The organism is Rhodospirillales bacterium (genome assembly GCA_016712595.1).
Taxonomy (GTDB): domain Bacteria; phylum Pseudomonadota; class Alphaproteobacteria; order Rhodospirillales; family Defluviicoccaceae; genus Defluviicoccus.
On the sequence record JADJQT010000002.1, the window covers coordinates 934,254 to 960,745 of the forward strand.

At 64.2% G+C, this 26,492-nt stretch carries 18 protein-coding genes; 12 read left to right on the forward strand and 6 right to left on the reverse strand.

Going from position 1 to position 26,492, the window contains the following annotated elements; translation table 11 throughout:
- Nucleotides 1–757: 757 nt before the first annotated feature.
- Nucleotides 758–4,276, forward strand: coding sequence for a DNA polymerase III subunit alpha (gene dnaE, locus IPK66_16110; protein MBK8176715.1), 3,519 nt, complete (start codon nt 758–760; stop codon nt 4,274–4,276).
- An 85-nt stretch (nt 4,277–4,361) separates the two neighbouring features.
- Here dnaE and ggt read toward each other — a convergent pair whose 3' ends face one another.
- Nucleotides 4,362–6,278 (reverse strand): gamma-glutamyltransferase, encoded by a 1,917-nt coding sequence (gene ggt / locus IPK66_16115; GenBank protein ID MBK8176716.1) that lies wholly within the window; start codon nt 6,276–6,278, stop codon nt 4,362–4,364.
- Between the two features lie 873 nt (nt 6,279–7,151).
- Between ggt and ccoN the strand changes: the two genes are divergently transcribed.
- From ccoN to ccoS, 8 genes are all read left to right on the forward strand, one after another.
- Complete coding sequence (ccoN, locus tag IPK66_16120; GenBank protein ID MBK8176717.1) at nt 7,152–8,630, forward strand: cytochrome-c oxidase, cbb3-type subunit I; 1,479 nt, start codon at nt 7,152–7,154, stop codon at nt 8,628–8,630.
- Between the two features lie 21 nt (nt 8,631–8,651).
- Complete coding sequence (ccoO, locus tag IPK66_16125; GenBank protein ID MBK8176718.1) at nt 8,652–9,380, forward strand: cytochrome-c oxidase, cbb3-type subunit II; 729 nt, start codon at nt 8,652–8,654, stop codon at nt 9,378–9,380.
- 31 nt (nt 9,381–9,411) lie between these two features.
- Complete coding sequence (locus tag IPK66_16130) at nt 9,412–9,552, forward strand: cbb3-type cytochrome c oxidase subunit 3 (GenBank protein ID MBK8176719.1); 141 nt, start codon at nt 9,412–9,414, stop codon at nt 9,550–9,552.
- A gap of 4 nt (nt 9,553–9,556) precedes the next feature.
- On the forward strand, nt 9,557–10,420 hold the full coding sequence (gene ccoP, locus IPK66_16135) for a cytochrome-c oxidase, cbb3-type subunit III (protein ID MBK8176720.1): 864 nt from the start codon (nt 9,557–9,559) through the stop codon (nt 10,418–10,420).
- Nucleotides 10,421–10,767: 347 nt separating this feature from the next.
- Nucleotides 10,768–12,264 (forward strand): cytochrome c oxidase accessory protein CcoG, encoded by a 1,497-nt coding sequence (gene ccoG, locus IPK66_16140; GenBank protein ID MBK8176721.1) that lies wholly within the window; start codon nt 10,768–10,770, stop codon nt 12,262–12,264.
- A gap of 4 nt (nt 12,265–12,268) precedes the next feature.
- Nucleotides 12,269–12,802: a FixH family protein gene (locus IPK66_16145; protein MBK8176722.1), complete on the forward strand. Its 534-nt coding sequence runs from the start codon at nt 12,269–12,271 to the stop codon at nt 12,800–12,802.
- A gap of 4 nt (nt 12,803–12,806) precedes the next feature.
- Nucleotides 12,807–15,251, forward strand: coding sequence for a heavy metal translocating P-type ATPase metal-binding domain-containing protein (locus IPK66_16150; GenBank protein ID MBK8176723.1), 2,445 nt, complete (start codon nt 12,807–12,809; stop codon nt 15,249–15,251).
- A 14-nt stretch (nt 15,252–15,265) separates the two neighbouring features.
- Nucleotides 15,266–15,451: a cbb3-type cytochrome oxidase assembly protein CcoS gene (gene ccoS / locus IPK66_16155; GenBank protein MBK8176724.1), complete on the forward strand. Its 186-nt coding sequence runs from the start codon at nt 15,266–15,268 to the stop codon at nt 15,449–15,451.
- Between the two features lie 63 nt (nt 15,452–15,514).
- Here ccoS and IPK66_16160 read toward each other — a convergent pair whose 3' ends face one another.
- A complete protein-coding gene (locus IPK66_16160) occupies nt 15,515–18,217 on the reverse strand; it encodes a glucosidase (GenBank protein ID MBK8176725.1) in 2,703 nt (900 codons plus the stop codon).
- A gap of 259 nt (nt 18,218–18,476) precedes the next feature.
- Between IPK66_16160 and IPK66_16165 the strand changes: the two genes are divergently transcribed.
- Nucleotides 18,477–19,922 (forward strand): GMC family oxidoreductase, encoded by a 1,446-nt coding sequence (locus IPK66_16165; GenBank protein ID MBK8176726.1) that lies wholly within the window; start codon nt 18,477–18,479, stop codon nt 19,920–19,922.
- Between the two features lie 134 nt (nt 19,923–20,056).
- On the opposite strand, the gene IPK66_16170 is transcribed toward IPK66_16165, so the two are convergent.
- The 3 genes from IPK66_16170 to IPK66_16180 all read right to left on the reverse strand — a co-directional run bounded on the left by IPK66_16170 (nt 20,057) and on the right by IPK66_16180 (nt 24,040).
- The gene (locus IPK66_16170) at nt 20,057–21,766 is read right to left on the reverse strand and encodes a GMC family oxidoreductase (GenBank protein MBK8176727.1); all 1,710 of its coding nucleotides are present in this window, start codon (nt 21,764–21,766) and stop codon (nt 20,057–20,059) included.
- Between the two features lie 213 nt (nt 21,767–21,979).
- Nucleotides 21,980–23,167 (reverse strand): cyclase family protein, encoded by a 1,188-nt coding sequence (locus IPK66_16175; protein MBK8176728.1) that lies wholly within the window; start codon nt 23,165–23,167, stop codon nt 21,980–21,982.
- A gap of 3 nt (nt 23,168–23,170) precedes the next feature.
- A complete protein-coding gene (locus IPK66_16180; protein ID MBK8176729.1) occupies nt 23,171–24,040 on the reverse strand; it encodes an SDR family oxidoreductase in 870 nt (289 codons plus the stop codon).
- Between the two features lie 232 nt (nt 24,041–24,272).
- On the opposite strand from IPK66_16180, the gene msrB reads away from it, so the two are divergent.
- Both msrB and IPK66_16190 read left to right on the forward strand, forming a co-directional pair.
- Nucleotides 24,273–24,719, forward strand: coding sequence for a peptide-methionine (R)-S-oxide reductase MsrB (msrB, locus tag IPK66_16185; protein ID MBK8176730.1), 447 nt, complete (start codon nt 24,273–24,275; stop codon nt 24,717–24,719).
- Nucleotides 24,720–24,767: 48 nt separating this feature from the next.
- Entirely contained in the window at nt 24,768–24,971 is a 204-nt protein-coding gene (locus tag IPK66_16190; protein ID MBK8176731.1) for a hypothetical protein, read from the forward strand.
- A 45-nt stretch (nt 24,972–25,016) separates the two neighbouring features.
- On the opposite strand, the gene IPK66_16195 is transcribed toward IPK66_16190, so the two are convergent.
- Nucleotides 25,017–26,282, reverse strand: a complete 1,266-nt coding sequence (locus tag IPK66_16195) for a TolC family outer membrane protein (GenBank protein MBK8176732.1) — start codon at nt 26,280–26,282, stop codon at nt 25,017–25,019.
- Nucleotides 26,283–26,492: the final 210 nt, after the last annotated feature.

Here is a 26,492-nt window from a genome sequence, read left to right on the forward strand (position 1 = left end):
GATAAAATGAAAAGCGAAGTCGTCGGGGCCGGATTCCCGGTGTTTTGTCCATGGATCGTCGGAGCGGTCGCGCGCCCAGTTCTTCACAGTGGCGAAGCCGCGCTGCGTCTAAGAACGTTCCGCGTGGGCGGCGACGGCGTGGGGAGCGCAACGCGCGTGAAGGCCCAAGAAGCCGCCCCTCCGGCCGTCGGTCCTCGCGGCGTCGAAACGAAAATGAACCTCGACGCAACCGCGTGGGCTTAGGGCGGAAAAGTCGATGCTATGGCGGTCAGCCTGCGGGCAAAAACGCTGCCGTATTCCCTAATAATATCGACGGCAGACCCTTAAGTCCTGATGATAGGATATAAAACTTATATTGTCTCGTCAATAACTTTTTGTCCTATTTTGGTGGATGCTTACGTTTAACAACGTACGATTTCACAATCGAAAATCGTTCAGTGTTGGATTTGAGATCGCATTAGTTGATTAAATATGACTCAAGCGTCGCGAGAGGAGTTGGGCGCTGGCGATTATGATCCAGCTTTCGTCGCTGGCGCCGGGGCCGGTGCTGGGCGAGGCCGTCTCAGCAGGCGTGGCGGGGGCATGAGCGGCGTGATCGACGCCTATACGTCAACTGTCAGGTCGCTGGCATCCTTCAGTCCGTCCGGCACAGCGGATGCCCCCGTCCAGTGACGCGCCCAGTTGGATTGTGTTAGGTCTGTCTCGCCCGTGTCCCTGGAGACGGGCGAGTCGAATGTCGGTGCACGGAGAGAACGAGATGAGGCAGACCGACACTCTGGCGGGTTTCGTACACCTCAGGGTGCACACGGCGTATTCGCTGTCCGAAGGAGCGATACGCGTCAAGGATCTCGCCCGCCTGTGTGTCGAACACCGCATGCCGGCCGTCGCCATGACCGACACCAACAACCTGTTCGGGGGCATGGAGTTCTCGACGGCGCTGCGCGAGAAGGGGGTCCAGCCAATCATCGGCTGCCAACTCGCCGTCGTCGCCGCAACGCCGGCAGCACGACCGGCACCGGGCCGGGCGCAGGGCTCGCCGTCGTCCGATCCGCTTGTCCTTCTGGTCCAAAGTGCCCAGGGCTACACCAATCTTCTTCGCCTGCTGGCGCACGCTTATGGTCCGGAGGACGCCGCCGCGAGCGAGCCCTGCGTTCCGCTCGATGTCCTGTGCGCGCACGCCGGCGGGCTGATCCTGCTCACCGGAGGACCGGACGGACCGGTGGGCCGCTTGCTGCTCGACGGGCGACGCGAGGCGGCAGACGCGCTGCTCGAGCGACTGCACGACGCGTTCGGCGACCGGCTGTACGTCGAGCTCATGCGTCATGGCTTGCAGAACGAAGCGGCCATCGAACCGGCGCTGCTGGCAATGGCGCAGCATCGCGGCCTGCCGATCTGTGCCACCAACGAGGCCTATTTTACCACGCCCGAACTCTACGAGGCGCATGACGCGCGGTTGTGTATTTCTCAGGGTGTGCATCTCGACGACGCCAATCGTCGGCGGCTGACGGTCGAGCACGGCTTCAAGTCGGCTGCCGAGATGCGTGCTTTATTCTCCGATCTGCCGGACGCCGCCGACAATACCCTGCTGATCGCCCGGCGCTGCGCTTTCGCCATCGAGACGGTCAAGCCGATGTTGCCACCCTTCGATTGCGGGCCGCAGCGGAGCGAAGACGACGTCGTGCGCGAGATGGCGCGCCTTGGTCTCGCTCAGCGTCTCGCCGCTCTGTCGGCTGAGGGGCGGCGGCATTCCGATGACGACTACCAGACCCGCCTAGCCTTCGAACTCGACGTTATTTGCAAGATGGGGTTTGCCGGCTATTTCCTCATCGTCGCCGAGTTCATCGGCTGGGCGAAGGAGCAGGGCATCCCGGTCGGCCCCGGCCGCGGATCGGGCGCCGGCTCGGTGGTTGCCTGGTCGCTGCGCATCACCGACCTCGATCCGTTGCGTTTCGGCCTGCTGTTCGAGCGCTTCCTCAACCCCGAGCGCGTCTCGATGCCGGACTTCGACATCGATTTCTGCCAGGACCGCCGCGACGAGGTCATCCGTCACGTCCACGCCAAGTACGGAGCCGAGCGGGTGGCACAGATCATCACCTTCGGTAAGTTGCAGGCGCGCGCCGTGCTGCGCGACGTCGGCCGGGTCATGGGCCTGCCCTACGGTCAGGTCGACCGCATCTGCAAGCTGGTCCCCAACAATCCGGCGAACCCGGTAACCCTCGACGGCGCGTTGAAGGTCGAGCCGCAGCTGCAGGCGATGGTCGCCGAGGACGAGACAATCGCCCGCCTCGTCGATATCGCCCGCAAGCTCGAAGGCCTCTACCGCCACGCCTCGACTCATGCCGCAGGCGTCGTTATCAGCGAGCGGGCGCTGATGGAGCTCATTCCGCTCTACCGCGATGCGCGCTCGGAACTGCTGGTCACCGGCTTCAACATGAAGTGGGTGGAGCAGGCGGGCCTGGTGAAGTTCGATTTCCTCGGGCTCAAGACGTTGACCGTGCTCGCCCAGACGATCGCGCTGATCCGCGAAGGGGGCGGGCCGCCGGTGGATCTCGCCTGCCTGCCGCTCGACGATACCAAAACCTTCGCTATGCTTGGACGCGGCGATACCGTCGGTGTCTTCCAGTTGGAAAGCTCGGGCATGCGCGACGTGCTGCGCAAGATGAAACCCGATACCTTCGAGGACATCATCGCCGTCGTCGCCCTCTACCGCCCGGGTCCGATGGACAACATCCCCAGCTACATCCGTCGCAAGCACGGTGATGAGGAGGCGGATTACCTTTATCCCTCGCTCGAGCCCATCCTGCGCGAGACCTATGGGATCATGATCTACCAGGAGCAGGTCATGCAGATCGCCCAGGAGCTCAGCGGCTATTCGCTGGGCGGGGCGGACCTGTTGCGCCGGGCAATGGGCAAGAAGATCAAGGAGGAGATGGACAAGCAGCGGACGAGCTTCGTTGCCGGTGCCGTCGGCCGCGGCGTCGGCGAAGCCAAGGCGAGCCACATCTTCGACCTCGTCGCCAAGTTCGCCGGCTACGGCTTCAACAAGTCGCACGCGGCGGCCTACGCGCTGATCGCCTACCAGACGGCGTGGCTGAAGGCGAACTACCCGCTCGAGTTCTTCGCCGCCTCGATGACGTTCGATCTCGCCAACAGCGACAAGCTCAACGGTTTCCGCCAGGAGTTGAACCGGCTCGGTATCCGCCTGCTGCCGCCCGATATCAACGCCTCGGAAGCGACGTTCAGTGTCGAGCGGATCGCCGGCGGAGCCAAACAGGACGGCCAGGCGGACGGCAACGGTCCCGACGGAGAAGGGGCGATCCGCTACGCGCTCACCGGCATCAAGACCGTGGGGGAACCGGCGGCGCGGGCCCTCGCGCACGAGCGTCGTCGTGGCGGGCCGTTCACCTCGCTCACCGACTTCGCCCGGCGGCTGGGCGGACTGCATCTGAATAAGCGGCAGATCGAAAATCTTGCCCGCGCCGGCGCCTTTACCTCGCTCTCTGCCAACCGCCGCCAGGTCCACGATAGTGTCGAGGCGATGCTGCGCTGCGCCAGCGCTTCGGCGAGCGAGCGCAACGACGATCAGATCGGCCTGTTCGGCGGCGCAGCCTTCGATCACGCGCCGCGCCTGCAGGTCGCGGATGTCGCCGACTGGCCGCCGATGGAGCGGCTGGCCGAGGAATTGGAGGCGGTCGGCTTTTATCTCTCCGCCCATCCGCTCGATACCTGGGGCGCGCGGCTGAAGCGGCTGAAGGTCGTGCGCTACGCTGATCTCGTCGCCTCCGGCCGTTCAGGCGCGGTGTTGCTCGCCGGCACCGTCATTTCCCGCAAGGAGCGCACCTCGTCCAAGGGCAGCAAGTACGCCTTCGTCCAGCTCTCCGATACCTCGGGTGTCTTTGAGGTTACCGTTTTTTCCGAGTTGCTGGCGAGCGAGCGCGAGCGCCTCGTCGCCGGCGCCTCGCTACTGCTGCACGCGACCGCCCAGGTCGAGGGCGATGCGGTGCGCTGTGTCGTCCAGCGCCTTGAGGCCCTCGATCAGGTAATGGACCGGCTGGCCGAAGGCGTCGAGATTTACGTTGATTCCGTGGGCCCGCTGCCGCGACTTCGCGAGGCGCTCGCCGAGGCGCCGGCCGGTCGTGGTCAGATCCGCCTGATCCCCTGGCTCGGCGCCGGCCGTGAAGTCGAGATCGTCCTGCCCGGGACCGTGCGCATCACCGGCGCGCTCGTCTCCCGCCTGCGCGCCATTGCCGGCGTCCGCGACGTCCGCGAGGCGTGATCGCAGCCGTGGTGCGTGCCGAATCCGCAGGCGCGAACGGTGATCGTCGTCCGCGGGCCGCCTGGGGGGGAGTGCGCGGGCACGCTTACGGAAGGCCGACCACCGTGCCGTTGCGGCGGGCATCGGCTATCCCTTGCGCCTCGCCGCTGACGGGGTCGATGACGATGGCCTGCACCGCGCCAAGGCGGGCAGACTCGAAGCGGTAGCCTTCGGCGCGCAGTCGATCGAGGACATCCAAAGCGAAACCCTTTTCGATCTGCGTAACGCTGCCGTCCGCAGGGTGTGAGAGCGAAAGGCGCGGGCGGGCAATAGCATCGGCGAGCGTGAGGCGGTAATCGATCAGGTTGAGGGTTACGGCGAGCAGGGTGTTGATAATCGTCGGACCGCCGGGCGTTCCAAACGCCGCGACGGGGCGGATACCCCCAGGCGTGTGAGCGAACAGCATCGTCGGCGCCATGCTGGAGCGTGGGCGTTTGAACGGCGCGATGTCGTTTGCGCCTGGATCGTAGCCGGCTTCGGCGGGGCGAGCCGTGCGCTGCGGGCGAAGATTGAAGTCGGTCATCTCGTTGTTAAGCAGGAAGCCGAATCCCGGGACCATCAGTCCGCTGCCGAACGACGCCTCGATCGAGGACGTATAACTGACGATCGTCCCCCAGCGATCGATGACCGTCAGATGCGTCGTATTGAGGCCCTCTTTTGGCGAAGTGGCTGGAGCGATCGGTCCTGGCGGTGAAACGGTACTCGCGGGCTCGTACACGCGGGGATCGCCGGGTCTGGCATCGGGTAGTGGCACACCCGGAGCGATACAATAGGTGTGCTCTCGCACATTCCCGTCGGGACAGGTCGCCGTGCGCCGCTGCAGATAGTCGCGATTGATCAGGCCCTGAAACGGCAGGCCGGCAACCAGATCGGGATCGCCGATCCACATATCGCGGTCGGCATACGCCAGCCGCATCGCCTGCTGCATGACGTCGAGCGTGGGAGCGCTGCCGAATCCGAAGCCGGCGTTTGCGTCGCCGATGGGAAAGCGCTCCAGCATTGTCAGCATCTGGATCAGCGTGAGACCGCCCGAGGAGGGCGGCGGTGTTGAGGCGACAATGAGCCCCCGGTACTCCGCTTCGACCGGGGCGCGCCGGATGGCACGATACGCGGCGAGATCGGCGCAGGTCATCCGCCCACGACCAACCTTTGCGACGCCGGCGCCAGTGCCGGTTCCACTGCCAGTGCTGCGGCGCGACGCGGTCTGTGCCGCGACGATCGCTCGTGCGATCCCCGCCGGGTGTCGGCAGTCGTAGAATGCGTCCGTGCCGTCCACTGCGATCAGCCGCAAGGTTCGGGCAAGATCCGGCTGGCGGAGTGTCTCACCGGCGGCAGCGGGCCGGCCATTGGGCGCGAAGACGGCGCGCGCCGCGCCATAGGCTGGATCACCGGCCTCGTTGGCGAGGCGGCCACCAGGTGCCAGGCCTTCGGCGATGCTCTCGGCGAGGCGTGGACTGACAGTAATGCCTGCCTCCGCTGCGGCGATCGCTGGCGCCAGCGCTTCAGCAAGGCTGATCGATCCCCAGCGCCCGAGCGCCATCTCGATGCCGCGCAGCGTTCCCGGCACACCGACGGCGGCACCGCCGGTCGAGGCGACGGCGAACGGAAGCGGCGCGCCGTCGGCATCGAGAAACATATCTGGCGTCGCCGCCGCCGGTGCGCGTTCGCGTGCGTCGACGACAACGAGATCGGCCTCAGAATCGGAGCGCCCGCTGTCGTCGACGCTGCCGGCGGTCAGGCCGGCGGGGGCATGGTAGACGAGCATGAAACCGCCGCCGCCGATGCCGGACGACTGGGGCTCGACAACGTTCAACACGAACTGGGCGACGGCAGCCGCGTCGACGGCATTCCCGCCGCGTGCGAGAACCTCACCCGCGGCCGCTGCCGCCTCGGCTGTGGACGCGGCGACGAGACCGCCGGAGAATCGCGGCGCCGTGCGATCCAGCCCGACGTCGACGGGCATCGACCTCCTTGGATCCTTCCCGCCGTGCGCGTCACTGGCCGGCGGCGCGCCGCCCGTCGCGTCGTCCAGGAGAGGGGCCGATGGCGGCGGCACGCTCGACTGAGGGCATCCGGCGAGGACTAAGACGGCGAAGGCGGCGCTGATGCGCGCAACGGTGGTTGCCTTGCGAACGGATCTCGGCCATCGGCGCTTCTCCTCGCTCGCCATGCAGTCCCCTTCCCGGTTCGCGATGCTTTGCTTTCTTATGGCCGTATGGCCGCTTCAGCGTCGCTTGAGGCAATGCGGCCCGTGTGCCGCATTGCCGGTCTATCGTTACTGTTAGTCTACCGTCAGCATTGGTGTAACGACAATCATCGCCGGCCGACAGCGACCGGGCACTTTGCGGATGACTTGGTCGCACGTGCTCAGGATGCGAGAACGAAACGGAAGCACGCGCGACAGCGTTGGTGCGGCGAATTGCGTAGCGGGCAAAGCAATACATCGGTTGAGGAATGAGCAAGGCTGTGTCGGTGACAACGATTCGCATTCGCGGCCGAGAAACCGGAAATCAAGGCAATGACTCTGCTCGTTTCTCGCTTCAGGCGCGCCGACCGGTTGTTGTATAAGGCTAAACTCGCTCGGGCGTTGACTTTTGCGAGACCGACTTTTAGCATGCGCAAACGCTAATGAATGGGTTAGCTTCGGCGTAAGTGGCTGCGTGGGCGTCGTTTCCGCCTCACGCCCATTGGTAGAGCGTGGATGAGTCTTATTCGGTTTTTTCCTTTCCAATTCTGCAAATATCTCGACAACACTTGATCATCGGCTGCAACGTATGGCCGAGGCTGGCCGATAGGACTGCCGATCCGCCGCCAGCGCATCCTACGGGAGAAGGTAATGAGCGTAGCCACTCTTGCGGCCGGGGCGCACCGGGCGCCGGTTCAGTATGAAGAAGAGGTTATTAAGAAATTTGCCATCGCGACGATGTTCTGGGGCGTCGTCGGCTTTCTTGCTGGCGTCTACATCGCTTGGGAATTGGCGTTTCCGGCGCTCAACCTTGGCCTCGAATGGACGACGTTCGGCCGCCTGCGCCCGGTTCATACGTCGGCGGTGATCTTCGCTTTCGGCGGCAACGCGCTCATCGGCACATCATTTTACTGTGTGCAGCGGACATGCCGGGCACGGTTGTTCGGCGGCTCGGCGCTCGGCAACTTCATCTTCTGGGGCTACCAGTTGTTCATTGTTCTGGCGGCGTCGGGCTACGTGCTCGGCATTACCCAGAGCAAGGAATACGCGGAGCCCGAGTGGTACGTCGACGCGTGGCTGACCGTTGTCTGGGTTTCTTATCTTGTCTGCTTTGTCGGTACGCTGGCCAAGCGGCAGGAACCGCACATCTACGTCGCCAACTGGTTCTATCTCGCCTTCATCATCACCATCGCCATGTTGCACCTCGTCAACAATGCGGCGGTGCCGGTGTCGATCTTCGGCACGAAGAGCTACATCGTATGGAGCGGCGTCCAGGATGCGATGACGCAGTGGTGGTATGGGCATAACGCCGTCGGCTTCTTCCTCACCGCCGGTTTCCTCGGCATCATGTATTACTTCATTCCGAAGCAGGCGCAGCGGCCGGTCTATTCCTACCGGCTGTCGATCGTCCACTTCTGGACGCTGATCTTCCTCTATATTTGGGCCGGTCCGCACCACCTGCACTACACGGCGCTGCCCGATTGGACACAGACGCTCGGCATGATCTTCTCGGTGATGCTGTGGATGCCGTCATGGGGTGGAATGATCAATGGCATCATGACCTTGTCGGGGGCGTGGGATAAGCTGCGCACCGATCCAATTCTGCGTTTCATGGTGGTGTCCGTTGCCTTCTACGGCATGAGCACCTTCGAAGGGCCGATGATGTCGATCAAGGCCGTCAACTCGCTCAGCCACTTCACCGACTGGACGATCGGCCACGTTCACTCCGGCGCGCTCGGCTGGGTCGCGTTCATCAGCTTCGGTGCGATCTATTACCTCGTGCCGCAGTTGTGGAAGCGCGAACGGCTCTACAGCCTGCGTCTGGTGACCTATCACTTCTGGATCGCCACCATCGGCATCGTGCTCTACATCACCTCGATGTGGATCTCGGGCATCATGCAGGGGCTGATGTGGCGGGCCTACGATCAGCTCGGCTTCCTGCAGTACTCGTTCATCGAGACGGTGCAGGCGATGCATCCGTACTATGTGATCCGGGCGACCGGAGGCACGTTGTTCCTCGTGGGCGGTCTGATCATGGCGTTCAACATCTGGAAAACCATTCGCGGAGACCTGCGGACGGAGGCGGCGTTCGTGCAACCAATTCCCGTCGCTGTTCGTACCGCCCGATAACCCGATAAGAAGAGCGATCCAATGCAGCTCAGTCATGCGCCCTTCGAGAAAAACGTCTTTCTGCTGATCGTCGGCGTGCTGATCACCGTGTCGATTGGCGGCCTCGTCCAGCTCGTACCGCTGTTCACCATGGAGCAGACCATCGAAAAGGCGGAGGGGATGCGGCCCTATTCGCCACTCGAACTCGCTGGCCGCAACATCTACGTGCGCGAGGGCTGTTACCTGTGCCACAGCCAGATGATCCGGCCGTTCCGTGACGAGGCGGAGCGCTACGGCCACTACAGCCTCGCCGCGGAAAGCATGTATGACCATCCGTTCCAGTGGGGTTCCAAGCGCACCGGGCCCGATCTCGCCCGTGTCGGCGGGAAGTATTCGAACGACTGGCACGTCGCGCATCTCACCGACCCGCGCAGCGTCGTGCCGGAATCGGTCATGCCCACGTACGGCTTCCTTGCCCACAAGGAGCTGAAATTCGACGACGTCGCCGAGCATATGAAGACCCTGCGTATTGTCGGCGTGCCCTACACCGACGAGGAAATCGCGGACGCCAAAAAGGATCTCGCAGCACAAGCCAATGGCGAGAGCGGTGATACCGACGGGTTGCTGAAGCGCTACCCGAAAGCGGTCGTCGGCGATTTCGATGGAGATCCGTCGCGGGTGACCGAAATGGACGCCGTTGTCGCCTACCTCCAGATGCTGGGCACCCTCGTCGACTTCAAGGACTATCATCCTGAAACTGATTTCCGCTAACGGAGCGCGTGTCTTGGATGTTTCCGGTGTCATGCGAACCCTCGGGTCGCTGTGGTTGGTCTGGCTGTTGATACTGTTCGCCGCCATCATCTGGTGGGCCTATCGACCGAAGAACAAAAAGCGATTCGAAGACGATGCTCAAATCCCGTTCAAAGATGAGAACGGAGGATAAAAACATGGCAAATAAAGACGTCGATGCCTTGACGGGAATTGAAACGACCGGCCACGAATGGGACGGTATCAAAGAGCTTAACAATCCACTACCGAAGTGGTGGTTGTACGTATTCTACGTCTGTATTGCCTATGCTATGGTGTACAGCGTTTTTTATCCCTCCTGGCCCTGGTTCCACGGTTACGTCAAGGGGGTTCTCGGCTACTCGACGCGTGCCGAATTCAAGCAGGGGATGGCTGCATTCGAGCAGAGCCGGTCGGTCTGGGTCGACAAGATCGCGGCCGCCTCGCTGCAGCAGATCAATGATGATCCGCAGCTGCTGGAGATCGCCACGGCCGGTGGCAAGGTAATCTTCGGCAACAACTGCGCACCATGTCACGGCACGGGAGCGACGGGCCGTCCCGGTGGCTATCCCGCGCTGGTCGACGACGACTGGCTGTGGGGCGGAACGCTCGACGACATCGATACGACGATCACCCACGGCATCCGCAATACGACGGACTCCAATGCGCGCTTCTCGCAGATGCCGGCGTTTGGAGCAGACGGAATTCTCACTTCGGCGCAGATTGCCGCCGTCGCCGATCACGTGTTGGCGATTTCCGGACAGGGTCCTGATAACGCCGAGGGCGCGGCCGTCTTCGCCGATAACTGCGTTGCCTGCCATGGCGAACTCGGCACCGGCGATCAGTCCGTCGGCGCACCTAACCTCACCGACCGCATCTGGCTCTACGGCAATACCAAGCAAGCGATCATCAACCAGGTCACTAAGCCACACCAGGGCGTCATGCCATCGTGGCAGGGCCGCCTGTCCGATGTCGAGATCAAGCAGGCAGCCGTCTATGTGCACTCGTTGGGAGGTGGGCAATAAGGTGGCCAGAGCGCTGCTGAGTACGGGTTGGCCGGTTTGATTTCGCCCGCCGGACCCGAACGCGGCGCGTCCGGGTCCGGCGGGTGATTTCGGCGCCGGACCACCAAGGAAGATATGGGCGTTGAGTATATAACGTGACTCTAATATGCTAGGAGTCACCCAGGGCGTAGCGGGGGAGTAGGGGCAATCGGTTGCCTCCACTCCCCCTTTTGTCATTGACGCGCCACGATGCCGATCGGTGATCTGGGCGCCGGTCTAGGAACGGGATGCTGACAGCGATGGCGAACGCACAGACCGCCGTAGCCAATTCGACGGATCAAAATGCTCCGGTCGAGCGAGACTCCACGATGGATGAGAGTCTCCGCGCAGCGGCGAGCGAGTCGTCGAAAGCGGCACCGCTCTTCGCCGATCGTGTCCGTGTTTACTCCCGCTCGGTGCGGGGCTACTGGCGCCGGGTCAAGTGGTGGGTGGTTGGAGTCCTGCTCGGCATCTACTACATCGTCCCCTGGATCCGCTGGGATCGCGGGCCGGGTGCTCCTGACCAGGCGGTGCTGATCGACATGCCCGGCCGGCGCGCGTATTTCTTCTGGATCGAGATCTGGCCCCAGGAAGTCTATTACCTCACCGGCCTGCTGATCCTGGGTGCCGTCGGGCTGTTCCTGATGACGGCGTGGGCGGGGCGGGTGTGGTGCGGCTTTACCTGCCCGCAGACGGTGTGGACCGATCTGTTCATGTGGGTGGAGCGCAAGATCGAAGGCGACCGCAACGCCCGCATGCGCCTCGACAAGGGGCCACTTACCTCCGAGAAGGTGTTCAAGAAGATCGCCAAGCACGGCGCCTGGCTCCTCATCGCGGTGGCGACGGGCGGCGCGTGGATCATGTATTTCAACGACGCGCCAACCCTCGTTCACGACGTCTTCACCGGAGAAGCGGGCAGCGGAACCTATGGGTTCATCGCCCTGTTCACCGGTACCACCTACCTGCTTGCCGGCTGGGCGCGCGAGCAGGTGTGCATCTATATGTGTCCGTGGCCGCGCTTCCAGGGCGCGATGTTCGACGAGGACTCGCTCATCGTCACCTATGAGGAATGGCGGGGCGAGCCGCGCGGCGGCGCGCGCAAGGACCAGTCGTTCGAGGGCCGCGGTCATTGTGTTGATTGCGGCATGTGCTGGCAGGTCTGCCCAACCGGCGTCGACATCCGCCAGGGCCAGCAGATGGCGTGTATCGGCTGCGGGCTGTGCATCGACGCGTGCAATTCGATCATGCCGCGCTACGGCCTCCCCGGCGAGCTGATCACCTACGATTCGATCAACAACCAGATCGCCCGCTCGAAGGGCGAGAAGACCCGGATCCGCCTGATCCGGCCGCGCACCATCGCATACCTCGTGGTGATCTGTATCGTCGCCGGGATCATGACCTTTGCGTTGACGACACGCTCGCGGCTCGACGTCAACATCATCCAGGATCGCCAGCCACTGTTCGTTCGCCTGTCCGACGGCTCGATCCGCAATGGCTATACGTTCAAGATCCTCAACATGCGGCGCGAGCAAAAGCAGTATCTGCTGGCGACCGACGGCTTGGTCGGGGGCGAAATCAGTGTGCTTGGCAAGCATGCCGAGGCGGGGCCATACGTCGAACTGAAGGTCGCGCCCGATGACATCGGCACTTTCCGGCTTTTCGTCAAGTCGCCGCCCGAGAGCCTGACCGGCAAGAGCACCGATTTCACATTTTATCTGATCGACCTCGATACGCGCGAATCGATCGCCCATCCAGCGATCTTCAATGGACCGGCCGGGCCGCAACCTGGCAATTCGCCATCGTTTTTCACTGGCGCGGGGAGCTGAGGCGATGGCTCGCGCGCGCGTTCCTGGCTGGTGGTATCCGTGGATCTTCGTCGGCGGGCTCGTGATCGTCATCGCCGTCAACGCGGTGATGATGACGCTGGCGATTGGCACCTTTCCCGGTCTCGAAACCGAGGACGCCTATCGCAAGGGGATTGAGTACAACCAGACCATCGCCGCCGCTCGGGCGCAGGACGCCCGAGGATGGCACCTCGATCTCCACTTTACTCCGTCACCTGAGGCCGGCGTTCACGGTGGTGACGTGAGCATTGCCTTCGTCGACCGGGACGGGCAGGCACTGCGTGAACTCGAGGTCAAGGTCGACTTCGTCCGGCCGCTCGGCGAGGGATCGATGATCCCCTGCCGTTCGACGAGCGCGGCGGCGGCGTTTACGGTGCCCGGTTTATCGCGCCGCTGCCGGGCCAGTGGGATGCGCGCATCTTGGCTCGGCGTGGCAATGAAACCTTTCAGGCGACGCGGCGGATCGTCATTCCGTGATTGCCGCATTGCGGCGGCGTCTTGCCGATTCCGCCGACGGTGAGGCGATGGCGGTCAGTGCCGGGTGCGCAGCCGGCGCGGCTCCCGCCGGGGCGGGGGCCCACGTCGAAGAAACGCTGTGCCGGCACTGTGGTGCCGCCGTTTTGCCCGGCACGCCGTTTTGCTGTTCCGGATGCGAGGCGGCTTACGCCATCGTCCGCGGACTTGGCCTCGAGGCTTACTACCGCCGGCGGACGATCGATCCGACCCAACGCCCGCTGCGTCCCGAAATCGACGCTCCACCCGTGGTCTATGACGCCTTTGTCGACGAGACGGGCGCCGGGGTTGCGTCGATCACCCTGATCGTCGAAGGATTGCACTGCGCGGCGTGTGTGTGGCTGATTGAGAGCGTTCTGACCCGTCAGCCGGGGATCGTCGACGCGCGCATCAACATGACCACCCGACGGATGCGCGTCCGCTGGCGGGTGGGCGAAACCACTCCCGAGCAGTTTGTCGGCGCCGTCGAGCGTCTGGGCTACCGGCTCGTTCCCTGGGATCCCGCCTGCCTCGCGCAAAGCGGTGAGCGCGAGGAAAAGACCTTGCTGCGGGCGCTGGCCGTTGCCGGGTTCGCAACCGGTAACGTCATGCTGCTATCGGTATCGATCTGGGCGGGAGCGTCCGAGGGCATGGGACCGGCGACGCGCACGTTCCTGCACTGGATGTCGGCGCTCGTCGCCCTGCCGGCGATCGCCTACGCCGGGCGGCCGTTCTTCACGGCGGCCTGGGCTGCGCTCCGGGCGCGAGGCGTGACCATGGACGTGCCGATCTCGCTGGGCGTGCTCCTCGCCGCGGCGATGAGCCTGCACGAGACGGCGGTGGGTGCGGAGCACGCGTACTTCGACGCCGCCGTCAGCCTGCTCTTTTTCCTTTTGATCGGCCGTTACCTCGATCGCCGGGCCCGTGGCCGGGCCCGCTCCGCCGCGACACACCTTTTGTCGCTCGCGGCGAGCGCGGTGACGATCCTTGAGGAAGATGGCGCACGCCGCGTCCTGCCACCGGCGCGGGTGCGTCCCGGTATGCGGGTGCTGGTGGCGGCAGGCGAGCGGATCGCCGTCGACGGCCACGTTATCGCCGGCGAGAGCACGCTTGATACCAGCCTGATCGATGGCGAGAGCATGCCGAAACCCGTAGGTCCAGGCGCGCAGGTCTTCGCCGGTACGCTCAATCAGGCGGCGCCGCTGACCCTCGCCGTCGTCGCGGTGGGCGAGAGCACGCTGCTCTCCGCGATCGCCCGCGAGGTGGAGGTGGCCGAGCAGCAGCGGGGGCGATATATCGTTCTTGCCGATCGCATCGCCCGTCTTTATGCGCCGGTGGTGCATGCCGCCGCCGCGGCGACGTTTCTGCTGTGGTGGGGTGGCCTCGGCGCCGCATGGCAGGCGGCGCTGATGAACGCCATCGCCGTGCTGATCATCACCTGTCCCTGCGCGCTTGGTCTTGCCGTCCCGGCGGTTCAGGTGGTGGCGAGCGGGCGGCTGCTGCGCGCTGGCATTCTGCTGAAGTCACCCACGGCCCTCGAGCGGCTGGCCGAGGTCGATCAGGTCGTCTTCGACAAGACCGGAACGCTCACCGAAGGCCGGCCCGTTCTCATCGCCGACGGGGGGCATGACCGGGCAACGTTGGCCGAGGCCGCGGGGCTCGCCGCCGCCAGCCGCCATCCGCTCGCCCGCGCGCTGGTACGCGCGCACGAACAGTCCGGCCGCGCGGTTACGGTTGCGGGCGGCGTGTGCGAGGTTGCCGGCCGAGGCCTCGAGCGCGTTACCGCCGAGGGCCATGTGCGGCTCGGCAGCCGTGCCTTCTGCGGCCTTACGGCCCAAACCGACGCGCCAGCCGAGCCGATCGGCGATGCGCGGGCCGAACTATGGCTGGTACGGCCCGGGCGAGCACCTGTCCGCTTCGCCTTTGTCGATCCGCTGCGCGCCGACGCGGCAGAGGTGATCGCGGGTTTGCGCCAGCGCGGGGCGCGTGTGGCGCTTCTGTCGGGTGACCGACGCGAGGCGGTTGCCGCGATGGCGGAGCGCGTCGGCATCGCCGATTGGGCGGCGGCTCTCAAGCCGGACGAGAAAGTCGCACGCCTTTCAGCGATGGCATCGAGCGGTCAGCGGACGTTGATGGTCGGCGATGGGCTCAACGACGCGCCGGCCCTGGCCGCGGCGCACGCTTCGATGTCGCCGTCCTCGGCGATCGACATCAGCCAGATGGCGGCCGATCTCGTTTTTCAGGGCGCCAAGCTCGCGCCGGTGGCACACGCGCTCGCCGTCGCCCGCCGTGCCAGAACGCTGGTCAAACAGAATCTGGTGCTGTCGTTCGTTTATAATGCGTTGGCGGTGCCGCTGGCGATGGCGGGATATGTGACGCCCCTGTTGGCGGCGGTGTTCATGTCGACGTCCTCGATCCTGGTCATCATCAACGCGCTCAGGCTCAACCGCGTCCGTGAGTTGAGCGGCGGTCGGTAAAGGCGAGGTGGCGCGTGGACGTTCTGATCTGGCTCATCCCCATGGCGCTTGCCCTCGGCGGCCTTGGTCTCGCGGCATTTTTGTGGGCGCTGAAGTCCGGACAGTTCGACGATCTCGACGGTGCCGCCCATCGCATCCTGTTCGACGACGAGGATATGGCGCGGGACACGCCGGACGAGGAGCGATCGGAGCCAAAGTGATCGGTTGCGAAAGCGGCCGGCGCGGCCGGAGGCGGGGCGAGGAGGTGGTCATGATCCCGCTTCCTATTCAGCGGCCTGGTCCCTCGCCAAATGGCGACTCCAAAATTCGGGAATGTCGCGGCGGTAGCGGCGCATCACCAGATTGGCGAGCAACCCGGTCCAGCCGGTCTGGTGCGACGCGCCCAGTCCCTGGCCGGTATCGGCGTGGAAATATTCGAAAAACAGCAGCAGATCCGCCCAGTTCGGATCGTCCTTGAACGGCGCCCGCCCTTGCAGCGCCGGAATGCCGTCGCCGGGGGCGTGGCGGTAGAGATCGACAACACGCTCGGCAATGAGATTGGCGATTTCGCCCAGGGTCATTTCTGCGTTGTTTCGGCAAGGGACGGTGAAGCGGTAGGAATCGCCGAGGAAGCGGTGAAACCGTTCAATCGATTGGATCAGCAGGTAGTTGACCGGCAGCCAGATCGGCCCGCGCCAGTTCGAGTTTCCACCGAAAAGCGACGAGTTGGATTCGCCCGGCACGTATTCGATCATCGCTGCGCCGATCCCCGGCAATTGCCCGAGGTCACGGTGCTCCGCGTGCACGCGGCTGACGCTGCGCACGCCGAAAGGCGAGAGAAACTGGGTTTCGTCGAGCAGGCGGGAGAGGATCGGGCCCAGCATCTGGTGATCGACGATCGAGAGCAGGTGCTCACCGCGTTCATTCTCCCACTCCGGGCAGGCGCAGACATAGTGGCCGTGGAACACGCCGGCCACATGGGCGCGTAACTGGTCGCGAAAGCGGGGAACGCCGGCTAGAAGCCGCCGGTCGATGACCTCGGTGGCGAACAACGGGATGAGGCCCACCATCGAGTAGACGTCGATGCGGTGATGGCGTCCGTCGGGTGTGGAGACCAGGTCCTTGAAAAAACCCGCCTCCGGGTCCCACAAGGACACGCCGGTGCCGGTATGCCCGCCGATGGTGCTGGCGATGGCGAAGAACTGCTCGTAGGTCTGGATGGCGATATCCTCGTAGTTCGGATCGACCGTCGCGAGTTCCAGCGCCATCACTGTCATGTTGAGCGCGAACATTGCCATCCAGCCGGTGGCGTCCGCTTGCTTCAAGCTGTAGCCCGGCGGCAGCGGCTGTGAGCGGTCGATCACCGAGATGTTGTCGAGGCCGAGGAATCCGCCTTCGAAGATGTTTTGTCCGTCCACGTCCTTGCGGTTGATCCACCAGGCGTAATTGAGCAGCAGCTTGTGGAAGACACGCTTGAGGAAACCGAGATCGGCCTGCCCGCGCTGAACCCGTTCGGCGCGAAAGACTTTAAGCGCTCCCATCGCGTGCACCGGCGGATTGACGTCGGAGAAGTTCCATTCGTAGGCGGGGATCTGGCCGTTCGGATGCAGGTACGTCTCTCGCAGGACGAGCTCGATCTGATCCTTGGCGAAATCGACGTCGATGAGCGCGAGGGCGCCGGTGTGGAACGCCAGGTCCCACGCGGCAAACCAAGGATATTCCCAGCTATCCGGCATCGAGATGACGTCGGCCGCTCGCAGGTGCGTCCATTGGCGGTTTCTGCCGTGCCTGCGGCCGTCCGGCGGCGGCAACAGATCGCCATCGAGCCAGCGCGCGACATCGTAATGGAAGAACTGCTTGCACCAGACCATGCCCGCCAGCGCCTGGCGCATCACCCGGTGATCATCCGGCGAAGCCTCGGGCAGCAACTCGCGATAGAACGCATCGGCTTCCGCGCTCCGTCTGGAGAACACGGTGCTGGTGTTGGCGAACGGCGTCGATAGCGCGTCGGCGGACAACACCAGATCAAGGTGCGCCGTCTGGCCGCCGCCGATCTCGAGCGCATGCCAGGCGGCGAACTTGCTGCCCTGCTGCTGGAGGTTGACGGCACTGACATCACCGTCGACGAGGCGGCGATGAAACGCGTCCTTGACGTATGGGCCGGCGTTGGCCTGTCCCCACAGCCGCTCGGTGTTGGTATCGTTGTGGGTGAACAACTGGGTGGCGGGCTGTCGCCCGTAGAGCCAGTAGCGTCCAAGCGTCGGGTGCTCCGCGCGCACCGTCCAGGCCGCGCCCAGGGGCGCGGTCTCGGCACGTAACACCGGCGCTGCCGACTGATCCCACGACCAGGTGTTGCGGAACCAGAGGGTGGGTAGCAAGTGTAGCGCCGCCAGCTCGCGGCCACGATTGTGGGCAAGCACACGCAGGTGAATTTCGCTCGGCGTCGCCTTGGCGTAGATCACCTCGACGTCGAAGTAGCGGCCGTCGTCGAACACGCCGGAATCGAGCAGGTCGAACGGCGGCTCGTCGCGTGAGCGGCACCGGTTCTCCTCGATCAGGCGTTCATAGGGAAACGCCGCCTGTGGGTACTTATAGAGGTAGCGCAGCCAGCTATGGCTCGGGGTGGCATCGAGATAGAAGTAGTATTCCTTGACGTCCTCGCCGCGGTTGCCTTGCGAGCCGGTAAGGCCGAAGGCGCGTTCTTTCAAGAAGGGATCGCGGCCGTTCCACAGCGCCAGGGCAAGGCAGAGGACCTGGTTTTCGTCGCTGATGCCGGCAAGCCCGTCCTCGTTCCAGCGAAACGCGCGTGAACGGGCGTGATCGTGCGGTACCGCGTCCCAGGCACTGCCGTCGGCGCTATAGTCTTCGCGGACGGTTCCCCAGGCACGCTCCGAGAGGTAAGGCCCCCACAGACGCCAATTCTCCCGACCGTCACGCTGGTTCTCAAGACGTTGCCGCTCGGCGTTCAACAAGCTCTTGCCGATCATCGGTCCATGCTCCCTCGGCTACGGTTCGTATCGTCTCCCCCGACGATGACGTATCGCATTCTCACCTGCCGGCGCCACGCGCGGAAATACCGGCCCGCGATCGTCACGATAGCGGGCGCGCATCGTTGCCCGGGAAAGCCCGTGTGCCTGCTTCCGTGCGCGCCTATCGACTTCATGCCCAGACAATAGTTCTCATTCAAACGATGAGAGAGGATAAACACGACGTGAGACCGGTGCGATAAAACAGGAGCGAAGGACGATGGGCGAGCAATCCGGACACGACTACGACGTGATCGTCATCGGATCGGGGGCAGGGGGCGCCGCGGTCGCATTCAAGCTGGCGCGTGCAGGCAAGCGCGTCCTCGTGCTGGAGAAAGGGCAGTCGCTGCCGCGCGACGGCTCCACCCTCGACGTCAAGCAGGTTTTCCGCGAGGGTCGATTCAAGAACATGCAAATGTGGGTCGACGGCTATAACAAGCAGTTCGTGCCGGGCGAGTTCTATAACGTCGGCGGCAAGACCAAGTGGTATGGCGCGGCGCTGCTGCGTTTTTCTCCGCATGAGTTCGAGGCGGACGCAGCGCACCAGTGCCTCGGCTGGCCGTTCGGCTACGAGGAGCTCGAGCCGTGGTACGACGAGGCGGAACGGTTGATGTCGGTCAACCACTTCGACAACGAGCCGGAGCTGCAGGCGCTGATCGACCGCATCACCAATACCGATCCCGCGTGGCGGGTAGAGGCGTTGCCACTGGGCCTAAAGCGCGAGATTCTCGGCGACGAGCAGGAGGCTAAACACTTCGACGGCTACGCGTCCGCCTGCGGTTATAAGTCGGACGCGGAATGGAACCTGATCGATCCCGTTCGCGACGCCCCTGGCTTTTCACTGCTCGCCGGCAAGCAGGTGGTCTCGCTGCAGCACGCACCGCACGATCCGGCGATCGTCACCGGCGTCGTCTGCGCCGACGGGACGGCTTTCGCCGCAAAGGAGGTCGTGCTCGCGGCGGGGGCGATGTCGGCACCCCGCATTTTGCAAGACTACCTCGCCGAGACCGGGCTCGACGCGGCGCTGCCGTGCGCGCCGCTCGTCGGCTGCAATTTCAAGTTTCATATCAACAGCGCGCTGCTGGGATTCGGCGCATTTCGCGACCACGACGTGCTGCGGAAGACGGCGATTTTCTTCAACGAGGCGTTCGCCCATTCGACCGTCCAGTGCCTCGGCTGGATCGACGGCGAGATTCTCGCAACGCAGCTCCCGGCGGCGGTGCCGAAGTTCGTCACTAAGGCCGTCGGCGAGCGGGCCATCGGCTTTTTCGTCACCACCGAGGATGGATCGGATCGCGATAACCGCATTCTTTCCGGCGGTGCCGGCGGCTTGCCGGTGATGAACTATGACCTCAGACGGCTGAAACCCGCGGACAAGGAGCACCGCCGCTTGGTTCGCGCCTTCATGGTTCGGCTTGCGCGCGCGGGTCTGATTGGCGTCGACCGTTATGTCGGCATGGCCGGAACGGCGCACGCCCTCGGAACCCTGGTAACCGGCAGCGATCCACTGGCGAGCGTCGTCGATGCCAACGGGCGGGTTCACGGCATGCAGGGACTGTGGGTCGGTGATGGCAGCGTACTGCCGCGCGCGTCGCGGGTTAACCCGGCGTTGACGATCTACGCCTGGGGACTGCGCCTTGGCGCTCGCCTGGCGCAGTTGACCTGATCGCCGGCGGGTTAAACGGCCGTGAGTCGCTGTGATGCGCCGCTATGAAGCGCCATTGTGATGCGCGAGCGCGACGGGCTGAAAAGACGGACTGCCGCTGAGTGGCGTTCTTGGCGCGCGCCCTCTCCCGGCGGTCAGACCCCGCGCATCGCGCCCTTACTCAGGGGAGTGCGAGCGGCATACGAGCGCGCTGCCGCCGCGTTGCCGAATTCGAAGTCGGCGGGGACGCGTTCGCGCTGATGGACGAGGCGGAGCGGTGGAAGCTTCATCCGGCTGCGGATACGATCGGTGATCCGCAGCGCCAGCGCGAGGATGGTGAATGTCGGCGTATGATTGCCCGCGGTGGGAAACACTGAGCTGCCGGCGATGTAGAGATTGTCGATGCCGTGGACCTTGCAATCGCGATCGACTACGCCGCACCGGGCCTCTTCGTGCATGCGGGTCGTGCCCATATGATGCCAGTTCCACTTGGGCGCGAGCACGTCGCTCTCCCACTCAGGCATCAAGGTCTTCACCTTGAGCAGCCCGGCGCGTTCGAGCTCGCCGGTAACGATCTCTGCCGTCCGCTGCACTGAGCGGTGATCCTGCTCGGTCAGGCGCCAGTCCAGACGCACGCGATTCATCCCGAGGCGATCGCGCAGGTGGGAGAGCATCACCCGGCTGTCGGGGTTCGGCGCCTGCTCGGCGATGAGGGTGATGCGCCGGCAGCGAATGAACCGCTCGGAGCAGGAAAACACGCCCCAGCCAAAAGTGGCGAGATCGATCGGTGAAGACAGGATGGCGGCGATCTGCTTGAGCGGCTCGCGCGGCCGCGCGCCACGCCAGACGTCCCAATAAATCTGCTTCAGCGCCGTCGTGCTTGCCGCTTCCTCACCGTGCAGAACCAGTTCGAGGTACGCGGCGGCATCGAGCAGTCTCTCTTCGTTCTGAACCGACGGGGCGATGTTCATCTCCGCCGCGACCGGCAGCCGCAGCATTGCGTAGCGCGGAAGGTAGGCGCGCATCGCCTGCTCGGCGTCTGCCAGCAATTCAACCTCGGCGACGACCGAGCGCGGATGTTCCATGAAGTAGCGCCCGACCATATCGTTCCGGTTGCCGAGCCCGCACGCCTCGGTGGAATTGGAGGCGAGCAGCAGCCTGGCGTTTTCGATCGCACCGGTGGCGAGGACGAACGTGCGCGCCTCGATGCGCCAACGCTTTCCGGTGAGGGTTCCGACGCGCACTCCCGTCACCGCGCTCGCGGCCTCGTTCGCCAGCAGTTCAACGGCGTTGGCGTGCAGGTAGACGGACACGTTGGGTGCTTGCTTCAGCTCTTCCCGGTAGGATTTTCCGAAGCAGCGGCGTTCCTTGCTCAGGCGTGACAGCCGCGTGACCAGGCGGTCCTTGGGCAACGCCAGCGGCCGCAGGTCGTGTCCCTCGATGGCGGGGAGGATCTGGTCCGCATCGAACCCGTCCGTGGCGATGCCGCAGACGTCGTGGACTCGCGGATAGTAAGGAGCGAGGTCGTCAGCGCAGATAGGCCAACCGCTGTCGGTGATCCACTCACGTCGTTCGAAGTGAAAGTCCTCGAACGGCCGGGAGAATCCACCCCAGCAATTGGTACTGCCGCCGAGAAACCGGGTTCGCGTCGTATCAAGCTCGTAAGGCAGGCCGACGCACTCGCCCTCGTAGAGCTTTTGCACCTCTCGCTGCATGCGAAGGCCACCGCTCTCAAGTACGCAGACGCGCAAGGGCTGGCCGATAAATTCGCGAGCGATGGTGATTCCCGCCGCACCAGCTCCAATGATACACAGGTCAGCCTCGATCAGAGTGCCTTCAGGAATGGTGCGTGCGTCTAACAGCATGAGGCAGCCCTGCTACTGGATACGGCTGCACTTGAGACATGTCCCCTCTCAGACATCTGCCGACCAGCCGATGAACAGGTGACCTTATACACGGACTCTTCGCGGCGGATCTGTGACGGTGTGCGCGATCATGTCGCTTTTTTGTCTCAAAATTCCGCGTCAATCGTGCATCTTATCCATGGGCACCAAAGCGTGAAGTGCGTATGTCAGCAGCTAAAACAGCGCGGCCGGGGCGACGAAAGCGGCGGTCGAGCCACGCGTACGCGCGTTCGTGCTGACGAACAGGAATTCGTAGATGTTGCGCCGGGCGAGCTCTTCGGTTGCGAGGTTTTCGAAGCCGAACAGGCCCATGTCGACATACATTGTCTGCGGCACAAGAAACGGCCGTGCCGGGTCTTCGCCCGGCACCGGGCCAATGCTCCAGCTATCGGTGCCGACGGCGGCGACATGACGGTCATAGAGCCAGCGGATTAGGTCCAGACCCGGTCCCGGCTCGCCTGACAGGAAGCGAGGATTATCGACGCCCCACAGGCCCCCCCAGCCGGTATGGAACAGGACAATATCCCCCGGTCCGATCGCGACCTTCTCGCGGGCGAGCGCCGCCTCGACATCGGACACGGTGATGACGTAGCCGGTTTCCAACCGCGTGACCGCCTTGGCTGCAGCGGCGTCGACGAGGACGCCGCGCCCGATCACCGGTGGGATCGACTCGGTCCCGAAACGGTTGAGCCCCCAGCTCTCGACGACGTCCTCGATTTTCCAGCCGTTGTAGAAGCGATCTCCGGTCTGGATGTGTCCGATAGAATCGATCTGGGTGCCGACCTGAAAGGTGCCGGCCTGGATTTCGGTGATCCAGTTGATTTCGTTCTTTCCCCAGCCCTGGCCGGAGGTATCGGACCGGTTGAGGTTGGTTATATGAGGCGTAATATCCAGAGATTGCCGCCACCAGCGGCCGGGGAAGACGGGAATGTTCTCGTCGATGATCCGCCCGAGGCTCGTCCGTTCGCCGGTCTTGACCATTTGCATCGCCGCGAGCACGCGCTCGGGGGTCAATTCGTTGAGCGTGCCGATCTGATCGTCCGCGCCGTACCGGCTCGGCCACCAGGGCTGCCGGCCCTCCGGAAGGCCGCTGGTATCCGCGCGGGAGTCGCGTTTGACGCCTTCACCGCCTTTCTCCGCCGACGCTCCGTCCGCCCCCGTTACTGGTGAGGGGCGATCGCTGTCCTTCGCCGCTGGCGGCCCGGCAGCCAGTTTCTCGACCGCGGCATGGGCGGCAGTTGCCGCGGTAATACCGCCTGCGAGCAACGCTCCCGAGGCGAGGAGCGAGGCGACCGCAAGCCCAGCCAGCCGGGTAGTCGCGCGCAAGTCGTGGAGCGCGAGAGGAAGGCTGCGCGTGCTCATCTTCTAGCCTCCCGTCTCGAACCCGGGATAAAGGGTCATGCCGCCATCGACGTAGATGGTCGCGCCGGTGAGGTAATCGCTGTCGTCCGAGGCCAGCCAGACGGCGGCGCGGGCGATATCTTCGACCTCACCGATGCGCTTGTAGGGGACCAGCTTCATCAGCTCGGCATAGGCCTCGGGCGTGCTCCACGCCTCCATGTTGATCGGTGTGCGGATCGCGCCCGGCGAGATGGCGTTGACACGAATGCGAAAGGGCGCAACTTCCTGGGCAATGCTCTTCATCATCAGCGAAACGCCGCCCTTCGAGGCCGCGTAATTGACGTGCCCCGCCCAGGGAATGACGTCGTGAACCGAGCTGATGCACAAGATCTTGCCAGCGGAGCACGATACGTCCTGGCGGATGCCGCGTCGCTTGAATTCGCGGACCGCGGCACGCGAACACAGAAACTGGCCGGTGAGGTTGACTGAAATCACCTTGTTCCACTGGGCGAGAGTCATCGCCTCGAACGGCGCGTCCTGCTGCAGCCCGGCGTTGTTGACGAGGATGTCGACGGTGCCGAAGTCCTCGCGCATCGTCTCGAACATCCGCTCGACGTCGTCTTCGCGGGAGACGTCGGCGCGGTGCGCGCAGGCGCGCGCACCGCAACGTTGAACCTCCTCGACGATGGCCTGCGCCTCGTCCTCGCCATTGATGTAGTTAACGACGACATTGGCGCCGGCGTGGCCGAGTCCGATGGCGATGCCCTTGCCGATACCGGAACTGGCACCGGTGACCAGCGCCGTTTGTCCCTTGAGCTTCTTTTCGATCGGACACGCCGGCATGACCACGTCCGGCAGGGACGGATCGTGATAAGGGGCGTATCCTTTGTCCATTGGATCCAGGGCGTCCATGCGTTCAACTCCCGTGTGGGATCAGCTACCTTGTGGGATCGGCTACGGCTGGGCCGGTTGAAAGACTGCGGCCTAGTCGAGCGAACGAAACGCAGTCTCGCTTATCGCTTGACCGGGTGCCAATAGCGAATACGTCATTCGATGATAGCGCTCACCTATGGGTGTTCGCGTCATGATCGGTTATGGCATTCACTCATGGCACCAGGAGGCAGTGATGGACAGTACGATCGCCGGCAAGGACACGTCCGGGCGGGTCGAGATGAGCGAAGAGGAGTGGAGGGCGAAGCTGACGCCCGAACAGTATCGGGTCTGCCGTGGTCATGGCACCGAACGGGCGTTTACCGGCGCCTACTGGAACACCAAGGACCCGGGAACATATCTGTGCGCGTGCTGCGGACAGGAACTGTTTTCATCGCAGAGCAAGTACGACAGCGGCTCCGGCTGGCCGAGCTTCTGGCAGCCGGTTGTCGACGGCGCGCTTGGTACCCAGACCGACAAGAGCATGTTCATGACGCGCACGGAGGTGCACTGCAGCCGGTGCAATGCCCACCTCGGCCACGTGTTCCCGGACGGACCGGAGCCGACCGGCGAGCGCTATTGCATCAATTCGGCGTCGTTGGCGTTCAATCCGTCACAAGAGGGAGACGCAACGAAGAAGTAGCCCTATAATATAAATCGACTTAATCAACGTCGATGAAAGGAGCCTCAAGTGCGCGCTTCCAGAAACAGTCTCGGCCGGATCCTGTGTGTCCTGCCGGCGGTGCTGGTCGCCGCCTGCGGGCTCCAGCCGGATCCGCCGCCGCAGTTCGATTCGACGGACTTCGCCGGCACGGGCAAGGAGATGGCACGATGCATGGAATTCGCCTCGCAATCGACCTGCGAGAATGAAATCTGGGGCGGAGGCGAAAACTGAGGTCGCGCCGCCGCGCCGTGGAGCCGAACGCGGTCCGCGGCCGGCTCAAGGTTGGGAAAGGCCCAGATCCTCGGGACGCAGCCGTCCAACTGCCTGCAGGAGGCGGAACGCGGATAGCGTTTCGTCGCCGCTGGCCTGGGTCAGGCTGATGCGGGCGTTATAGACCTCGTTTTCGGCATCGAGAACGTTGATCACCGTCTCCCGGCCGGCCTCCCGCAGCTTGTGGCGGGCATCGAAGACCTCGGAGGCGATGGCCACCGCGTTGTCCAGCAGTTCGACCCGCCGGCGCGCCGTTGCCCAATCGTTCCACGCCAGCCGGGTTTCCTCGTCGAGTTTGCGGGCGAGCAAATCGTGGTTCTCGCGTGCGACTTTGTAATCGAGGCCGGCCTGTTTCAGCCCCGCCGCCGTGGAGAAGCCGCTGAACAGATTCCACCGGGCGCTCAGGACCACCGAGGCGTCGGTGCGCGTGCCCTGCACCAGGTCGTTATCGTTCTCGCGGTCGGCGCGCGCGACGATGTCGAGGGTCGGATAGTACTCCGAACGCACGAGGCGCTTTTTCTCGTCAGCGATGGCGACGTTGGCGAGACTCGAGTCGATCGCCGGGTTTTCCTGGCGTGCCAGCTCCAGAGTCTGAGCCAGATCGCCGGGCAGAAGACCCGTCGGCGTCTGGGGCGCGGTCATTGCGCCGATTTCCGGCGGGTGGCCGAAGACTTGGATATATCGCGTGGTCGCGTCGGCGAGTCCACCTTCGAAGCCGACGCGCCGCTCCTTGGCGACCTGGAGCCGCGACTTCGCCTGCAAGACGTCGACGGCGATGCCCGAGCCTCGTTGGACTCGTTCGTCCTCGAGCCGGAGCTGATGCATGATCGTGGTCTCGCTCTCCCGGGCAAGGTCGACGAGCCGGTTCTGGCGCAGCACCTCGATGTAGGCGCTGATCCCTTCGAACAGTACCGCCTGGACCGTGCCGGCGAGGGTGAATTCCGCCACCTCGAGGTTGAGGCGCGCCGAGCGGATCTGCGAGGGGGTGGCGAAGCCGTCGAACACCTTCTGGGTGAGTTGGGCGCCCGCGACCTGGGCGATGGTCGACCAGGCGCCACCACCCTGGCTTTTCAGCACCGGGCTGTCGATGTATTGCGGACCGGATTCGCCGAAAATGTCGAGCTTGGGCAGATATCCGGAAAATGCTCGACGCACGCCTTCGTCCGCCGCCTGCGCCGAGCGTTCACCGGCGCGGATCTCGGGATGTGAGACGAGCAGGCCTTCGAGTTCGCCGTTCAGCGATTGCGCGCGCAGGTCTGGGGCTCCGAGCAAGCACGCGAATGCCACTGTCGACAAAGCAAGGACGAAAAATCGGCCCAAGGCGCCCCCTTCTGGGCCGGTCTTTGCTGACCGACCGCGGGAACTCTACCCGTATGGGTATGGGGCGTCAAAGTCGCTTGGCTGTCAATCCCTTGAAGGCGAGAGGGGTGCTGCTTTTGAAGCGCGTCGGCGTCGTTTGGAAATGAGGCTGGTCGACGCGGC